At 43.4% G+C, this 17,463-nt stretch carries 15 protein-coding genes and 1 pseudogene; 7 read left to right on the forward strand and 9 right to left on the reverse strand.

The genetic code is table 11. The features are described 5' to 3' along the window. Window positions 1–283 precede the first annotated feature (283 nt). The 8 genes from CWB66_RS09120 to CWB66_RS09155 all read right to left on the reverse strand — a co-directional run bounded on the left by CWB66_RS09120 (window position 284) and on the right by CWB66_RS09155 (window position 8,694). Window positions 284–940, reverse strand: coding sequence for a 3-oxoacid CoA-transferase subunit B (locus CWB66_RS09120; protein WP_138585136.1), 657 nt, complete (start codon window positions 938–940; stop codon window positions 284–286). Between the two features lie 14 nt (window positions 941–954). Continuing rightward, window positions 955–1,653 (reverse strand): CoA transferase subunit A, encoded by a 699-nt coding sequence (locus CWB66_RS09125; RefSeq protein ID WP_138585137.1) that lies wholly within the window; start codon window positions 1,651–1,653, stop codon window positions 955–957. Between the two features lie 63 nt (window positions 1,654–1,716). Next, on the reverse strand, window positions 1,717–2,613 hold the full coding sequence (locus tag CWB66_RS09130; protein ID WP_138585138.1) for a hydroxymethylglutaryl-CoA lyase: 897 nt from the start codon (window positions 2,611–2,613) through the stop codon (window positions 1,717–1,719). Continuing rightward, window positions 2,613–4,616, reverse strand: coding sequence for an acetyl/propionyl/methylcrotonyl-CoA carboxylase subunit alpha (locus tag CWB66_RS09135; protein ID WP_138585139.1), 2,004 nt, complete (start codon window positions 4,614–4,616; stop codon window positions 2,613–2,615). Before CWB66_RS09135 ends, CWB66_RS09130 begins: the two co-directional genes overlap by 1 nt. An 8-nt stretch (window positions 4,617–4,624) precedes the next feature. Next, complete coding sequence (locus CWB66_RS09140) at window positions 4,625–5,395, reverse strand: enoyl-CoA hydratase/isomerase family protein (RefSeq protein WP_138585140.1); 771 nt, start codon at window positions 5,393–5,395, stop codon at window positions 4,625–4,627. 12 nt (window positions 5,396–5,407) lie between these two features. After that, window positions 5,408–7,027, reverse strand: a complete 1,620-nt coding sequence (locus tag CWB66_RS09145) for a carboxyl transferase domain-containing protein (RefSeq protein ID WP_138585141.1) — start codon at window positions 7,025–7,027, stop codon at window positions 5,408–5,410. Window positions 7,028–7,037: 10 nt separating this feature from the next. Next, complete coding sequence (locus tag CWB66_RS09150; RefSeq protein ID WP_077537936.1) at window positions 7,038–8,213, reverse strand: isovaleryl-CoA dehydrogenase; 1,176 nt, start codon at window positions 8,211–8,213, stop codon at window positions 7,038–7,040. Window positions 8,214–8,259: 46 nt separating this feature from the next. After that, window positions 8,260–8,694 carry a MerR family transcriptional regulator gene (locus CWB66_RS09155; protein ID WP_077537935.1) on the reverse strand — a complete coding sequence of 145 codons (435 nt, stop codon included), beginning with the start codon at window positions 8,692–8,694 and terminating at the stop codon, window positions 8,260–8,262. Window positions 8,695–9,024: 330 nt separating this feature from the next. On the opposite strand from CWB66_RS09155, the gene CWB66_RS09160 reads away from it, so the two are divergent. The 7 genes from CWB66_RS09160 to CWB66_RS09190 all read left to right on the forward strand — a co-directional run bounded on the left by CWB66_RS09160 (window position 9,025) and on the right by CWB66_RS09190 (window position 16,765). Further along, window positions 9,025–10,206 carry a thiolase family protein gene (locus tag CWB66_RS09160; protein ID WP_138585142.1) on the forward strand — a complete coding sequence of 394 codons (1,182 nt, stop codon included), beginning with the start codon at window positions 9,025–9,027 and terminating at the stop codon, window positions 10,204–10,206. Between the two features lie 98 nt (window positions 10,207–10,304). Continuing rightward, entirely contained in the window at window positions 10,305–11,795 is a 1,491-nt protein-coding gene (locus tag CWB66_RS09165) for a CoA-acylating methylmalonate-semialdehyde dehydrogenase (RefSeq protein ID WP_138585143.1), read from the forward strand. 169 nt (window positions 11,796–11,964) lie between these two features. Next, a complete protein-coding gene (locus tag CWB66_RS09170) occupies window positions 11,965–13,122 on the forward strand; it encodes an acyl-CoA dehydrogenase family protein (protein ID WP_138585144.1) in 1,158 nt (385 codons plus the stop codon). A gap of 10 nt (window positions 13,123–13,132) precedes the next feature. Continuing rightward, window positions 13,133–13,924 carry an enoyl-CoA hydratase gene (locus tag CWB66_RS09175; protein ID WP_138585145.1) on the forward strand — a complete coding sequence of 264 codons (792 nt, stop codon included), beginning with the start codon at window positions 13,133–13,135 and terminating at the stop codon, window positions 13,922–13,924. Next, the gene (locus tag CWB66_RS09180; RefSeq protein ID WP_138585146.1) at window positions 13,924–15,075 is read left to right on the forward strand and encodes an enoyl-CoA hydratase/isomerase family protein; all 1,152 of its coding nucleotides are present in this window, start codon (window positions 13,924–13,926) and stop codon (window positions 15,073–15,075) included. The genes CWB66_RS09175 and CWB66_RS09180 overlap by 1 nt, the downstream gene beginning before the upstream one ends. A 10-nt stretch (window positions 15,076–15,085) precedes the next feature. Beyond that, complete coding sequence (gene mmsB, locus CWB66_RS09185) at window positions 15,086–15,985, forward strand: 3-hydroxyisobutyrate dehydrogenase (RefSeq protein WP_138585147.1); 900 nt, start codon at window positions 15,086–15,088, stop codon at window positions 15,983–15,985. 9 nt (window positions 15,986–15,994) lie between these two features. Further along, window positions 15,995–16,765 (forward strand): SDR family oxidoreductase, encoded by a 771-nt coding sequence (locus tag CWB66_RS09190; protein WP_138585148.1) that lies wholly within the window; start codon window positions 15,995–15,997, stop codon window positions 16,763–16,765. A 241-nt stretch (window positions 16,766–17,006) separates the two neighbouring features. On the opposite strand, the pseudogene CWB66_RS09195 reads toward CWB66_RS09190, so the two are convergent. Then, a pseudogene (locus CWB66_RS09195) lies at window positions 17,007–17,288 on the reverse strand (tyrosine-type recombinase/integrase); the annotation flags it as partial. Between the last annotated feature and the right edge of the window lie 175 nt (window positions 17,289–17,463).

The raw sequence follows: 17,463 nt of genomic DNA on the forward strand, positions 1-17,463 counted from the left end.
GCTTATATATAGGGTCTATTTAACGTTAAGAAAATTACGCTAGAACTAGGCAAAAATTTTTGTATCTAGTTGTTCTAAATAAAAAATTTTTAACGACGTTATAGTACAATTTAATTCGTTAAATTGATCAAAGATTTATGCAGTTTGGTATTAGCCTAAATATAATATGAAAGGGTAAAAAAAATCCCTCTTGCGAGGGATTTTGGGTAACTCAGCGCCATTGGCACTGGGAATGAGGTCGGTACAGGGTAAAGCGTTATTTAAGTTAACTTATTAAAAGTTACTAAAAAACCATTTCTGGTACTTCACCATCAACAAGTAATTTACCTGCTGTTTTACTAATGATTTCATCAACCGATACGCCCGGAGCACGTTCGAGTAAATGAAATGCGCCGTCTTTAACTTCAAGTACGGCTAAATCTGTTACTATTTTTTTAACGCAATTTACGCCAGTCAGCGGTAAAGAGCAGGCCTCTAATAGTTTCGAGTCACCATGCTTACTTGCATGGGTCATAGTAACAATAATGTTTTTCGCGCCAGCGACTAAATCCATCGCGCCACCCATGCCTTTAATCAGCTTTTTAGGGATCATCCACGATGCGATGTTGCCGTTCTGGTCAACTTCAAATGCACCCAGAACCGTTAAGTCTACATGACCACCCCGTATCATGGCAAAACTATCTGCACTATTAAATATGGCTGCACCTTTGGCTGCTGTCACGGTTTCTTTACCCGCGTTTATCATATCGGCGTCTAGCTCTGCTTTAATCGGGTACGGACCCATGCCTAAAAGGCCATTTTCGGACTGTAACATAACTTCAATATCATCCGGTACATAGTTTGCGACGAGTGTCGGAATTCCTATGCCCAAATTTACGTAGTAACCATCTTGTAGTTCTTGTGCAACGCGCATTGCAACTTGTTCACGTGATAATGCCATAATTATGCTCCCGCTTAATCTCGTGTAGTTACACGTTCAATGCGTTTTTCAAAGTTGCCTTTAATAACGCGATTTACAAAAATACCAGGGGTATGAATTTGGCTTGGCTCAAGCTCACCCGGCTCTACTATTTCTTCTACTTCGGCAACAGTAATTTTACCCGCCGTTGCAGCCATTGGGTTAAAGTTCATGGCGGTGTGTCTAAACACTAAATTGCCATAACGATCGGCTTTCCACGCTTTAACAATGGCAAATTCACCCGTTATCGATTCTTCTAAAATATACGGGCGACCATTAAACTCTTTTACATCTTTGCCCTCAGCTACTGGAGTGCCGTAACCGGTTGCAGTGTAAAACGCGGGTATACCCGCGCCACCAGCGCGCATTTTTTCAGCAAGTGTGCCTTGAGGCGTAAGCTCAACGTCAATTTCGCCACTTAATAACTGCTGCTCGAATAGGGCGTTTTCGCCAACGTATGAGGCAACTACTTTTTTAATTTGCTTGTCCTGTAATAAAATACCTAAACCAAAGTCATCAACACCACAGTTATTAGATACTACGGTTAAGTCTTTTGTTTGCATCTGCTTAATTTGTTTAATTAAGCCCTCAGGAATACCACATAAACCAAAACCACCGGCAATAATGGTATCGCCGTCTTTTAATCCTTCCATTGCAGCTTCGTAACTAGAAACTACCTTATCAAAACCGGCCATGAGTCTCTCCTCATTGTGTGCTATTTGTTGTTAACTATCTTGAATCATCATTTTATGAGATAGCTATTTAGTGTGTAGTGCCACAGATACTTTGCTCACAGGTTGCTTACCAAGTACTTTGGTTATCTCCCAGCCAGCGTTACTTAACCTTTGTAAATCAATTCCATGCTCAATGCCAAGCCCTTGCAGTAAGTAAACCACATCTTCGGTGGCAACATTTCCTGACGCCCCCTTAGCATAAGGACAGCCACCAAGGCCTGCAACTGCCGCGTCAACCGTTGCTATACCTAGACTTAAAGCCGCGTAAATATTTGTGAGCGCTTGGCCGTATGTATCATGAAAATGCACGGCAAGTTTGGCTTTATCAATGTGCGTTAAAAGTAACTCGATTAATTGCGTTACTTTTTTTGCGGTGCCAACACCTATGGTATCGCCAAGGCTTACTTCGTAACAGCCTAAATCTAATAGCTTTTGCGATACACTTAATACTGCTTGCGGGTCAATCTCACCCTCATAGGGGCAACCTAGCACACAGCTTACATAACCACGTACACGAATATTATTAGCTTTAGCAAACGCCATTACTTCACTAAAGCGTTCAATACTTTCATCAATTGAGCAGTTTATATTTTTTTGACAAAACGACTCACTCGCAGCGGTAAATATAGCAAACTCTTTAATGCCGACAGCGTGCGCTGCATGTGCGCCTTTTAAGTTAGGGGTAAGGGCGCTTAAATTTACATCGGGTAAATCTAGCGCTGAAATTACATCCGCTGAGTCTGCCATTTGTGGCACCCACTTAGGGGAGACAAACGCGCCAGCTTCAATATCTTTCAAACCTGCAGCACTTAGGGCGTTAATAAGCGCTACTTTATCGGCTGTGCTTACTGTTTTTTCGTTTTGTAGACCGTCTCGCGCGCCAACTTCAACAATACGAACTTTATTTGCAAAGGCACTCATTATACACCTTCCTCAGTCGTATCTTCTACGATAGCAAGTAAGGCTCCATGCGTTACCAGTTCGCCTTCACCAAAACAGTAGCTTTTTAAAATGCCGTCATGTGGTGCGTTAAGCGTGTATTCCATTTTCATGGCTTCAATAATAACAACCGCATCACCTTTGGTAATTGTGCTACCAATGTCGATTAAGTGCTTAACTACAGTGCCATTGAGTGGGGCGGCAAGCGGTAGAGCTTCACTTTCGTGCGAACTAATATAATGTTTATCAACTAGTTCAAGCTTAGTTTGCAGTGCTTTATTCATAACAGTGACAATATTGCCAACAGTATTATTATCTACCGTAGTTACGTGCGCGCTATGTTTTTCGCCATTAATAAATACAGTGCAAAGACCATTATTCAATGTGCCTTGTAGGTTAAATACGTGCTCGTTATGCGTAATACTATAGCCCGCTGCCGTTTTTATAGCGCTTAGCTGTAAATCGGCAAAAGGGACTTTGATTGCTTGCGGTGCATTGAGTGTAAAACCGCTTAGTTGTTGCCACGGGCTTGCACTGCTTTGCGCATTTTTGGTGTTAGATAATGATTCTAAATACGCAAAAGCACCAATAAGCTGACTTGCTTGTAATAACGATTCGTTAACCGCAACTAACGAGTCGCCTTGCTCTGCAATAAAGTGTGTACTTGGCGCACCTTGTTTAAAGGTAGGGTGGCTTGCTAAATTATGTAAAAAGCCAATGTTAGTGCTAAAACCCGCTAAATGAAATTGCTCAAGGGCGTGCTGTAAGCGGCTCAAAGCTTGTTCGCGATTGTCGTCGTGCACAATAAGTTTTGCGATCATAGGATCGTAAAACGGGCTGATTTCGTCGCCTTGTGCAATGCCTGTATCAATGCGTACAAATTCACTGTTAAGTGGTGCATGTAGCGCTTCTATAGTGCCCGAGCAAGGGATAAAGTCGTTGGCTGGATCTTCTGCGTATATACGCGCTTCAAAGCTATGACCTTGCAATTGAATATCACTTTGTGTCAGTGGCAATGTTTGCCCACCCGCAATATTAATTTGCCAATTGACTAAATCTACACCGGTTACCATTTCGGTTACAGGGTGTTCTACTTGAAGGCGTGTATTCATTTCCATAAAGAAAAATTCATCGCCACACAGTAAAAACTCAACCGTACCTGCGCCTCTATAATTTATAGCCAGCGCACAACGTACAGCCGCTTCGCCCATTTCTTTGCGTAGCTCGTCAGATAAACCCGGAGCAGGGGCTTCTTCAATTACTTTTTGATGACGACGTTGCAAAGAGCAATCACGGTCGCCTAAATAAACACAGTTACCGTGGTTATCTGCAAATACTTGTACTTCAACATGGCGAGGCTGGTTTACATAGCGCTCTAATAACACTAAGTCGTTACCAAAACCGGCAATCGCTTCTCGTTGTGCGCCCTCAAGTGCGCTCATAAATTGCTTGGCGCTTTGTACCACGCGCATGCCTTTACCACCGCCACCAAAGGCCGCTTTAATGAGTACAGGGTAGCCAATTTTTTCAGCTTCACTTTGTAAAAAAACGGGCTCTTGTTTATCACCATAATAACCAGGTACTAACGGCACGTTAGCAGCAGCCATTATTTCTTTAGCGCGGGTTTTAGACCCCATTGCTTCAATGCTGCTTGCTGGTGGTCCTACAAAAGCAATATTGTTCGCTTCGCAGGCTTTAGCAAATTCGCTGTTCTCAGATAAAAAACCATATCCTGGGTGAATGCAATCAGCGCCGCAATCTTTGGCAACGTGTAAAATTTTGTCTGCCACTAAATACGAATCTTTACTTGGTGCAGCACCAATGTGGTAAGCCTCGTCAGCCATTTTTACGTGCTGGGCATGTTTGTCTGCATCAGAATAAACGGCGACCGTGATTAAGCCCATTTGTTTTGCAGTGCGCATTACTCGGCACGCAATTTCTCCACGATTGGCAATCAGTATTTTTTGTAATCGTTGTGTGTTCATAATTAATCCTACAGTTGCCAAGCGGGTGGGCGTTTATCAAAAAAAGCAGTTAGCCCTTCTTGACCTTCTTCAGATACGCGAATTTTTGCAATACGCTCTGCGGTAAGCTCAATGAGTTCATCGGTAATTGGCTTATTTGCTACATCGTTAATTAATGCTTTTGCCGCCTTTACTGCAATAGGTCCGTTATCAATCAGTGTTTGCAGCATGTTATCGAGCGCACAGTCTAAATTACCGGTTACTTGATGAATTAAACCCAATTGTTTAGCAGTATGGGCATCAAACACCTCAGCCGTTAAAAAGTATCTGCGAGCAGCGCGCTCACCAATGGCTTTAATGACGTATGGACTAATAACAGCCGGAATAAGACCCAACTTTACTTCACTTAAGCAAAATTGTGCATCGTCTTTACTAAGGGCTATGTCGCAACAAGCAATTAAGCCCAGTGCACCACCAAAAGCAGCGCCTTGTACAGCGCAAATTGTAGGGTGTGGCGAGCTTGCCAATACCTGCATTAATTTAGCTAATTGCATTGAATCAGCTAGGTTATCGGCGTAGTTGTTATCTGCCATTGATTTCATCCAGGCTAAATCGGCACCGGCTGAAAAATGCTTACCTTCGGTTTTTAAAACCAAAGCACGAATATCAAGCGTATTAGCATGTTCAATGCATTGAATAAGCTCGTGTATTACTTCGCTATTAAATGCGTTTCTTTTTTCTGGGCGGCTTAACACAAGTACAGCCACATTAGATTTTGTTATTTGTAGTGTTACTGACATTTTGCGCTCCGGTTACATTCTAAATACGCCAAATTTTGAATCACGTTGTGGTGCGTTATTCGCAGCCGTTAACGCAAGCCCTAATACATTACGCGTGTCGGCAGGGTCTATAATGCCGTCATCCCACAAGCGTGCACTTGCGTAATACGGATGACCTTGCTCTTCGTACTGATCAATTATTGGCTTTTTAAAGTCAGTGATTTCTTGCTCGCTCATGCTTTGACCTTTGCGTGCTAAACCATCTTGTTTGACTTGTGCCATTACACCCGCAGCTTGTTCGCCGCCCATTACCGAAATACGGGCATTTGGCCACATCCACATCATGGTTGGTTCAAATGCACGACCACACATACCGTAATTACCTGCGCCGTAAGAGCCGCCAATAAGTACTGTAAATTTAGGCACATCAGCACACGAAACCGCCATCACCATTTTAGCACCGTGCTTAGCAATACCTTCGGCTTCGTATTTTTTACCTACCATAAAGCCGGTAATATTTTGTAAAAACACTAAAGGAATATTGCGCTGAGCACACAGCTGAATAAAGTGCGCCCCTTTTTGCGCCGACTCACTAAATAAAATACCGTTATTAGCCACTATGCCAACCGGGTTGCCATAAATACTGGCAAAACCGGTGACGAGCGTTTCACCAAAGTAGCGTTTAAATTCATCAAATGATGAGTCGTCTACTGTGCGCGCTATGACTTCGCGTACATCAAACGGCTTTTTAAGGTCGGTGCCGACAATGCCGTAAAGCTCGTTAATATCGTAACGTGGTGGTTTTACATCATCTAACTCTTGTTTAAGTAACGGCGCGGTCGGACGTGTGTAATTAATACGCTCAATACATTGGCGCGCAATAGAAAGCGCATGGGTGTCATTTTCAGCGTAGTGATCGGCAACACCCGACACTTTACAGTGCACATCGGCGCCGCCAAGTTCTTCGGCAGTTACTTCTTCGCCAGTTGCTGCTTTTACAAGCGGCGGGCCTGCTAAAAATATAGTGCCTTGATCTTTTACAATAATGCTTTCATCGGCCATTGCAGGTACGTACGCACCACCTGCGGTACATAATCCCATTACCACGGCAATTTGTGGGATACCTTTACCTGACATGCGGGCTTGATTGTAAAAAATACGACCAAAATGCAGCTTATCTGGAAATACATCGTCTTGCTCTGGCAGATTTGCACCGCCCGAATCTACAAGATAAATACACGGTAAGTGGCAGCGCTCTGCGATGTCTTGTGCACGTAAATGCTTTTTAACGGTCAGCGGAAAGTACGTACCGCCTTTAACCGTGGCATCGTTTGCAATAATCATGCATTCAATGCCTTTAACACGGCCAATACCAGCTACAACACCGGCGCACGGTATTGCTTGCTGGTATACACCAAAGGCAGCAAATTGTGAAATTTCTAAAAATGGTGAGCCTTCGTCAATTAACGTACTTATACGATCGCGTACAAATAATTTACCACGGCCTTCGTGGCGCTCCTTTAATGCAGCGCCTCCGCCTTGGCTAATTGTGGCTACTTTATCGCATAAATCATCCACCAGCGCTGACATGTTTTTATGGTTTTGTACAAACGTTGGATCGTGAGGATTAACGCTCGATTTTAAAATCGTCATGGCTTAATCCTTAACGGCTTTCAGTGAAAAGTTCGCGGCCAATAAGCATGCGGCGTATTTCTGATGTACCTGCACCTATTTCGTATAGTTTTGCATCACGCAGTAGGCGGCCTGTGGCGTATTCGTTGATGTAGCCATTGCCACCTAAAATTTGAATTGCATCTAGCGCCATTTTAGTTGCAAGCTCTGCGGCGTATAAAATGGCACCAGCGGCATCTTTACGGGTGGTTTCACCACGGTCACACGCTTTAGCTACCGTGTATACATATGAGCGCGCAGCATTCATTTGTGTATACATGTCGGCTACTTTACCCTGAATTAACTGAAATTGACCAATAGGGGTATCGAACTGTTTACGCTCATGAATATACGGCACAACTATATCCATACACGCTTGCATTATGCCAAGTGGGCCTGCTGCAAGTACTACGCGCTCGTAATCAAGGCCACTCATAAGTACCTTAACGCCTTCGTTTAAGTTACCTAAAATATTCTCCTGGGGCACTTCGCAGTTTTCAAATACCAGCTCACAGGTGTTTGAGCCGCGCATGCCCAGTTTGTCGAGCTTTTGCGCCGTTGAAAAACCAGGGAAGTCACTCTCAACAATAAACGCGGTAATGCCTTTAGCGCCGGCGTTTAAATCTGTTTTAGCGTAAATTACTAACGTGTGTGCGTCAGGACCATTGGTGATCCACATTTTGTTGCCGTTTAAAATGTACTTATCGCCTTTTTTCTCAGCTTTGAGTTTCATCGATACCACGTCAGAGCCCGCATTAGGCTCACTCATTGCAAGGGCACCAATGTGCTCACCACTAATAAGCTTAGGTAAGTATTTTTCTTTTTGAGCTTGTGTGCCGTTACGGTTAATTTGATTAACACACAGGTTTGAATGCGCGCCATAGCTTAGGCCAATAGAGGCACTGGCACGGCTAATTTCTTCCATAGCAATAACATGTTCTAAGTAACCTAACCCTGCGCCGCCAAGTTCTTCAGATACGGTCATACCCAGTACGCCCATTTCGCCCATTTGTGTCCAAAGTTGATTTGGAAAAGCGTTATCTAAATCCGTTTTTTCAGCAAGCGGGGCAATCTCCTGACTTGCAAAACTATTTACGTGGTCGCGGATCATATCGGCAGTTTCGCCAAGGCCAAAGTTCATTTCTTTATATAGTGAAATAGTGCTCATGATTCATTCCTGTGTGTCGTCAGTGTGTTGTTATTCTTAAAATAGGCTACTCGTCTATTTTGTTAAGTGTGTCTCTGCAGCGGCGCTCCGCTGTTACTAATTCCATCAGAACAACTTTAATATCGTCCATTTGTTGTGATAGATCTGATTTTTTCTCTGCAATTAAGTCGAGCATAGTAACTAACTGTTTTGCGCTTGATTTATCTGCGTCGTACAGTTCAAACAAACGGCCTGTTTCGGCCAATGTAAAGCCAAGGCGTTTACCGCGTAATATTAGTTTTAAACGCACTTTATCGCGCTTTGAATAAATACGGGTTTGCCCGTTTCGCTCAGGTGTAACGAGCCCTTGATCTTCGTAAAAACGAATAGATCGGGTGGTAATGTCAAATTCTTTAGCAAGTTCGCTAATGCTAAATGTTTGTTCATTACTGGCCGGCAGGTTGGCTGAGCTTGCAAAGTTTGTTTGATTATCTGATTTCATAGCTGTATTTACCTCATTCGAATAACTCCAATATAAGTGAAGTTTACGTAAAGGTAAAGCTTGGCGTGGTTCGAAACTATTTATTAAGGAATGCAAGTGTGAAATACCAAATCATATTGTTAATATTCAATGGCTTGTTTTTATTTTCTTGGTGCAGCTTTATAGCTGAAGAGTAATGCTTACACTTTTAAAACTAAAAATTAAACTGTTTTTAGTTGACGTTAGCGTAAACGTTAGTATTGTGTAGGGTAATCGAATAATAAATGAATACTAAATTAATAGAGCAAATATACTAACAACTATTTGCATATAAATACAACGGAGTTAGTTATGACTTTAGAATCAGTGGTAATTGTAGCAGCAAAACGCACCCCAATGGGTGGATTTATGGGAGCGTTAAGTGATGCGCAGTCTACCGAGCTTGGCGCTACCGCCATTGCAAGTGTACTTGCACAAACTGGTTTAGCTAATGATGCAATAGACGAAGTAATTATGGGCTGTGTTTTACCCGCAGGCCTTGGGCAAGCGCCCGCACGACAAGCCATGTTAAAAGCAGGGCTTGCACTTAGCACAGGTGCTACAACAATTAACAAGGTATGTGGCTCTGGTTTAAAAGCCGCTATGCTTGCAAATGACTTAATTAAAGCGGGCTCTATACAATCAGCTATTGCCGGTGGTATGGAAAGCATGACTAACGCACCGTACTTTATTCCAAAAGCGCGTGGCGGAATGCGCATGGGTCACGGTGAAATAAAAGATCACATGATGAGCGATGGCCTTGAAGATGCTTACGATAACAAAGCAATGGGTTGCTTTGCACAAGACACCGCTGACGAATACGGCATTGGCCGCGAGCAAATGGATGCGTTTGCACTGGGCTCATTAAGTAAAGCAAAAGCCGCTATAGAAAACGGTAGCTTCGATAACGAAGTTGCACCTCATACGATGCAAACACGCAAAGGTGATGTAACAGTATCGATTGACGAGCAACCTGGTAATGCCCGCCCTGAAAAAATACCAAGCTTACGTGCAGCGTTTAAAAAAGACGGCACCATTACAGCGGCTAATTCATCGTCAATTTCAGACGGTGGCGCAGCGCTTATATTAATGAGCGAATCAAAAGCAAAAGAGCAGGGCTTAACACCGCTTTGTAAAATTGTGGCGCACAGTACGCATTCTCAAAAACCAAGCGAGTTTACCGTAGCGCCAGTAGGGGCGATGAATAGCGTGCTTGAAAAAGCAGGTTGGGCTGTAAACGATGTTGACCTTTGGGAAATTAACGAAGCATTTGCCATGGTAACTATGCTGGCTATTAACGAGCTAAAACTTGATGCAAGCAAAGTAAACGTTAATGGCGGCGCGTGTGCATTGGGTCACCCAATAGGTGCAAGCGGCGCGCGCATTTTAGTCACACTTATTCATGCCCTTAAAAACCGTGGCCTTAAAAAAGGCATTGCCTCTTTATGTATTGGTGGCGGTGAAGCAGTTGCAATGGCTGTTGAGGCATACTAAGTAATATTTAAATACTAAAAATACGCAGCACCAAAATCAATAATAAAGCTGCGTTTTTTAAAATAAAAACTAACACACTGACACAATAGGATTTAACCATGCATCAAGTTCCACTACTTATAGACGGCGAATTTATTCAATCAGCATCAAAAGAGCTTATCGATGTGATAAACCCTGCAACTCAAGAAGTACTTGCACAGGTGCCATGTACCACCGAGTCAGAAATGGACGCGGCAATTGCCTCAGCCTCTGAGACATTTAAAGCATGGAAAGACGTACCCATTACTGAACGTGCTCGCATTATGATGAAGTACGCGGCGCTATTAAAAGAACACCACGATGAGCTTGCTACCATTATTTGCCACGAATTGGGTAAAACATTTGAAGATGCAAAAGGCGATGTTTGGCGTGGTATTGAAGTAGTAGAACAAGCCGCTAACGCACCATCATTAATGATGGGTGAAACAATGGAAAACGTAGCGCGTAAAATCGATACGTATTCTTACATGCAGCCACTTGGTGTATGTGCGGGCGTAACACCATTTAACTTCCCTGCAATGATCCCCCTTTGGATGTTCCCGCTGGCTATTGTGTGTGGTAACACCTTTATTTTAAAACCGTCTGAGCAAGATCCACTTACACCGATGCGCTTAGCAGAGCTATTTATTGAAGCAGGCGCACCAAAAGGCGTATTACAAGTTGTTCACGGCACAAAACCACAAGTAGATCGCTTACTAGAAGACAAAGCAGTACGCGCTATTTCGTTTGTTGGCTCGTGTGGCGTAGGTGCTTATATTTATTCTAAAGGCACACAAAATCTTAAACGTGTGCAAGCGTGTGTTGGTGCTAAAAATCACATGGTTATTATGCCTGATGCAAGTAAATCGCACGTTGTAAACAACCTAGTGGGCGCATCAGTCGGTGCAGCTGGCCAACGTTGTATGGGTATTTCGGTTGCTGTATTTGTAGGTCAAGCAAGTCAGTGGGTAGATGAAATTAAAGCAGGCTTTGAAAATGTACGCCCAGGCGTGTGGGATGATGCAAATGCAGCATACGGGCCGCAAACATCAAAAGCAGCAAAAGCACGTATTTTATCACTCATTGCCGGTGGTAAAGAGCAAGGCGCTACTTGTTTAATTGATGGTTCTGACTTTACGGTTGAAGGGTATGAGCAAGGTAACTGGGTTGGCCCAACGTTATTTACCGATGTTACAAAAGAGATGGATTTATACAAAGAAGAAATATTTGGCCCAGTACTGGCGTGTATGTTTGTAGACACGCTTGATGAAGCAATCGCACTTATTAACGACAGCCCTTACGGTAACGGCACCTCATTATTTACGTCAAGCGGCGCAGTGGCTCGTAAATTCCAACACGAAATTGAAGTAGGCCAAGTAGGTATTAATGTGCCAATTCCGGTGCCACTGCCGTTCTTTTCGTTCACTGGTTGGAAAGGCTCGTTTTATGGCGATACTCACACGTACGGTAAACAAGGCATTCGTTTTTACACAGAAACTAAAACAATTACCTCACGTTGGTTTGAAGACGACATTGCGTCGGGTCCAAACATGAGCATTAACTTAAAATAATCGTAATTAAAAAATGAGTAAATAAAAGAATAATTAATAATAAAGATGGGCGCGAAGGCTACTTCACACACAACACACATAAGCCTTCGCCGCTCGTCACGAACGACTCCCTTGACGGGAAACACTAACAACACAACTAACATAACTTACACAATTAAAGAGGTCTAACATGGACTTTAACTTATCTGAAGATCAACAAGCCTTTGCGCAAACAGCACGCCAATTTGCCGAGTCGGAACTTGCACCCTATGCAGCAAAATGGGATCGCGAGCATATTTTTCCTAAAGACACGATTAAAGCAGCGGGCGAGCTTGGTTTTTGTGGTTTATACACGCCAGAGGAAGCAGGCGGCCTTGGTTTATCTCGTTTAGATTCGAGTATTATTTTTGAGCAGCTTGCTATGGGCTGTACAGCAACAACGGCCATGTTAACCATTCATAATATGGCCACCTGGATGGTAGCAAGTTTTGGTACCGATGCTGTTAAAGACAAATACGTAGAGCAATTAGTCATGGGCGAGCTACTTGCCTCTTACTGTTTAACAGAGCCAGGCTCGGGCTCAGATGCCGCATCACTTAAAACAAAAGCCGTGCTTGAGGGTGATGAGTACGTTATTAACGGCTCAAAAATGTTTATATCGGGCGCGGGCGAAACCGAAGTATTAGTTGTAATGGCACGTACAGGCGGCGAAGGCGCTGCGGGTATTTCGGCATTTGTAGTGCCTGCCGACGCAAAAGGCGTTGAATACGGCAAAGCAGAAGAAAAAATGGGTTGGAACGCACAACCAACACGCCTAATTAGCTTTGAAGATGTGCGCATTCCTGCGCATAACTTATTAGGCGCAGAGGGCGAAGGCTTTAAATTTGCGATGCAAGGCCTTGATGGCGGCAGGATAAACATTGCCACATGTTCAATTGGTACAGCGCAAGCGGCGCTTAACACCGCTCGTGAATATTTAAAAGAACGCACCCAATTTGGTAAACCATTGGCTGCGTTTCAAGCGTTGCAATTTAAAATTGCCGATATGAATACCGAGCTTGTAGCTGCGCGCCAAATGGTCAGGCTTGCTGCATTTAAACTTGATAATAACGACGTTGAAAAAACCACTTACTGCGCCATGGCTAAACGCTTTGCTACCGATATTGGCTTTACCGTATGTAACGACGCACTGCAAATTCATGGTGGTTACGGTTACATAAAAGAATACCCGCTTGAGCGCCATGTACGTGATGTACGTGTTCATCAAATTTTAGAAGGTACTAACGAAATTATGCGTGTAATTATTGCGCGCCGTATTTTAGCTGAGTCAGCAAGCGACGTTTTATAAGGAGCAATGTATGTCAGAATCTAAATCTAATCCGAGTATTGAACTTACAACCGAAGGTCATGTTGCAATTTTAACAATGTCTAATCCGCCAGCAAACACCTGGACAAAAGACACCTTAATTGATTTAAAAAACAAAGTTAATGAGCTTAATAATAATAAAAACATTTATGCATTAGTGCTGACTGGTGAAGGCGAGAAGTTTTTTAGCGCGGGTGCCGACCTAAACGTATTCGCCAGTGGCGATAAAGGCGTAGCCGCCGATATGTCGCGTGTATTTGGTGAAGCATTTGAAGCGCTTACTAACTTTAGAGGTGTGTCGGTTGCAGCCATAAACGGTTATGCAATGGGCGGTGGCTTAGAGGTTGCCCTTGCGTGCGACGTACGTATAGCAGAAGAGCAAGCACAAATGGCGCTTCCTGAAGCTAAAGTAGGGTTATTACCGTGCGCGGGTGGCACACAAAATTTAGCATGGCTAGTTGGCGAAGGCTGGGCAAAACGCATGATTTTATGCGGCGAGCGCTTAAAAGCCGATAAAGCCCTGCAAATTGGCTTAGTTGAAGAAGTAGTATCAGAGGGTGAAAGCTTTGCGGCGGCACTAAAACTTGCAAACCAAGTAAGCGAGCAAAGCCCTACCTCAGTCGCTGCGTGTAAAACATTGATTCAAAAAGGGCGTCATCAACCCATGGCAAGTGTATTGCCTCTTGAGCGCGAGTTATTTGTTGGTTTATTTGATACCGAAGATCAACAAGAAGGCGTAAATGCCTTTTTAGAAAAACGCCGTGCTAACTGGGTAAACGGCTAATGAGTGCTTTAACATTATTAAATAGCGCCGATGAGCCCGTGGTATTTGAAACCGCAACCGCAGAAAACGGCAGTTTAATAGGGCTTATTACACTCAACGCGCCAAAAGCCTTAAATGCACTTAATTTTGAGATGATCAAATTACTTGAGCCGCAGCTGCGAGCTTGGCAAGACGATGATGCTATTGCAATGGTGTTGTTAAAAGGCGCAGGCGATAAAGCATTTTGTGCCGGCGGCGATGTTGTAAGCCTTCATCATGCAATGGCGCAAGGTAAACCAAAAAGCTTAGTTGAAGAGTTTTTTACGCTTGAGTACAAGCTTGATTATCTTATTCATACCTTTGATAAACCAATCCTTGTTTGGGGTAACGGCATAGTAATGGGTGGCGGTTTAGGGTTAATGGCCGGTGCTAGCCACCGCGTTGTAACTGAAAGTTCACGCATTGCGATGCCAGAGCAAACCATTGGTTTATACCCAGATGTAGGCGGTAGTTACTTTTTACATAAAATGCCACAAAGCGTCGGGTTATTTTTAGGGCTAACGTCGGCATCAATTAACTGCGAAGACGCACGTTTTGTATCACTTGCCGATCACTCCATCGACAGCACTAAATATGATTCCATGCTTGCGCAAATTTTAGCAGCTAAATGGGGCAAAACCGCAAGCTTAAATCATGAGCGATTAACCGATTTACTCACCGATTTAGACAACCAATCTGCGCGTATGCCAAAAGGCAATATAAAAGCTAATTTAAAAACAATTCAAAAGCTGGGTGAATTTACAACCTTGCAGGAGCAAGTTGATTATATTTTAGGGCTAGCTACTGACGATAAATGGCTACAGCGCGCTCAAAAGTCACTTAAACACGGATGCCCCCTAAGCTGCGCACTCGTTAGTGAGCAATTAAAAACAAGCCAAGGCAAAAGCTTATTAGCGTGTTTTAAGATGGAGCTGGGTATGTCGGTTCGCGCTGGCGAAGTAGGCGAGTTTCAAGAAGGTGTAAGGGCGCTATTAATAGATAAAGACGGCGCGCCTAATTGGCAGTACAAAACACTTAGTGATGTACCACAAACAATAATCGACAGTTTTTTTGCTAACCGCTTTGGCGAAAACCACCCACTCAATGGCTTAGACACGCCATCACACACATAAAGGAAAGACGATGACTAAACTCAATATTGGTTTTATCGGCTTAGGTAATATGGGCGGCCCAATGGCGGCTAACTTAATTAACGCTGGACATACTGTGAGTGTGTTCGATTTAAACCAGTCGGTCGTAAATGAACTTGCAAACAAAGGCGCAAAAGCTGCGATTGATGCAAAGCAGTGCGCAACCAATGCTGACGTACTTATTAGTATGTTACCTGCAGGCAAGCATGTTAAATCGCTGTATTTAGGAAATAACGACGACAGCGGTTTAATTAACGTGCTGAGCAAAAATACATTAGTAATTGATTGCTCAACAATAGATGCAGAATCAGCCCGTGTTGTAGGCAGTGCACTTGGCAAACAAGGCATAAGCTTTGTAGATGCACCGGTATCGGGCGGCGTTGCAGGCGCAACCGCAGGCACACTTACTTTTATTGTAGGCGGCGAGAAAACCGCGTTCGATAAAGCACATACAGTGCTGAGTGATATGGGTAAAAACATATTTCATGCAGGCGATATTGGCGCAGGACAAGTAGCAAAAATATGTAATAACATGCTACTCAGTATTTTAATGGCAGGCACCAGCGAAGCACTGCAAATGGGTATAAATAACGGCTTAGATCCTAAAGTACTTAGCGACATTATGACTGCAAGCTCTGGCCGTAACTGGACGCTTGAGCTTTACAACCCTTGCCCAGGTGTAATGGATACCGCACCGGCTAGTAACGATTACAAACCAGGCTTTATGGTTGATTTAATGGCTAAAGACCTAGGACTTGCCATGGAAGCCGCGCAGCAAAGTAATTCATCAACCCCTATGGGTTCAATGGCTAAAAATTTATACACTATGCTACAGCACCAAGGTGCGGGTAGTGATGACTTTAGTGCCATTTTTAAACTGTTTTCTAAGTAGGAGCAACGCGTGGAAATTAAAAATAACACGGTAGTAATAACCGGTGGCGCACAAGGTTTAGGCTTTGCAATGGCGCAAAAGTTTGCACTTATGGGCGCAAACATTGCTTTAATAGATATGGCACAAGACTTATTAAACACCGCATGCGAGCAGTTAACGCAACTTGAGGGTGTCACTGGCAGCATTAAAGGGTATGCCGCAAACGTAACAAATGAGAGCGAAGTAGAAAACGTATTTAATACTATTAACAGCGATTTTGGCCACATTGATGTGCTTATAAACAACGCCGGTATTTTACGCGACGGCATGTTTATAAAGGCAAAAGACGGTAAAGTCGTTAAAAAAATGTCTCTTGAGCAATTTCAATCAGTGATTGATGTAAACCTGACCGGTGTGTTTTTAGCAGGGCGGGAAGCTGCAAGCCACATGATTGAATCAGGCAAAGGCGGCGTTATAGTCAATATGTCGAGCGTAGCGCGCGCAGGTAACATAGGCCAAACAAACTACGCGGCATCAAAAGCAGGCGTAGTGGCACTTACCACCACATGGGCTAAAGAACTTGGTCGATTTGGTATACGCGTAGGCGCTATTGCACCAGGTGTAATAAGCACCGCCATGACCGACGCCATGAAGCCAGAAGCCAAACAACGTATGCTTGCAGTAACGCCAGTAGGGCGCTTAGGCGAAAGCGACGAAATTGCCCATACCGCACAATACATAATTGAAAACGACTTTTTTACCGGCCGCGTTGTTGAAATAGACGGCGGTATTCGTTTGTAAAGTAAGTTTGAGGTTGAATTTAAAAAAGCATGGCTTTTGGGCCGTGCTTTTTTGTTTTAAATCGGGGAGATTTATAACCTTGAAAAAGGGCTGATAATGGCGTTGGCGTTTTGTTGTAAAACATGAGTAGGATACCCGTTGAATTAAAGCGTAGAACATTTTAGCGTTCTAATTAACTGCGTTAAAAACTTCTCATATAGACAAACAATATAACTAAATTTTTGCCTTGTTACTGAGATATTTATAATCTTGAAAAAGGGCTAATAACCCCGTTGGCACCTTGTTGTAGTACATGAGTATATATTTGTGTAGTACGCACGTCGCTGTGACCTAATTGTGTTTGTACTGTACGTATATCAGCGCCGCTTTGCAGCAAATGCGTAGCGAAAGAGTGGCGTAAAGAATGTGGGGTAACGTGTTTATTAATATTTGCATCAAAAGCGGCTTTTTTAACAGCGCGTTGTAATTGCTTTTCATCAATATGATGGCGCCTTAATTGTTTACTCTCGGGATCAAGATTTAGGGCCTGTTTATCTTTCGAGGTTAAATTTGCAGCAGTGTGTTTGGTATTTAGGCAAGGCAGAGCCTATGAAGTGTGGTTATTCCCCATAAATAGGCGATAACGCAGCATAGATACCAAACATGCGCTGCCCTTTGGGTTCTTTCTAGGGACGATTAACTCTTTGTTGCTCGGTTTT

It is taken from the genome of Pseudoalteromonas sp. S558 (genome assembly GCF_005886635.1).
Taxonomy (GTDB): Bacteria; Pseudomonadota; Gammaproteobacteria; order Enterobacterales; family Alteromonadaceae; genus Pseudoalteromonas; species Pseudoalteromonas aliena.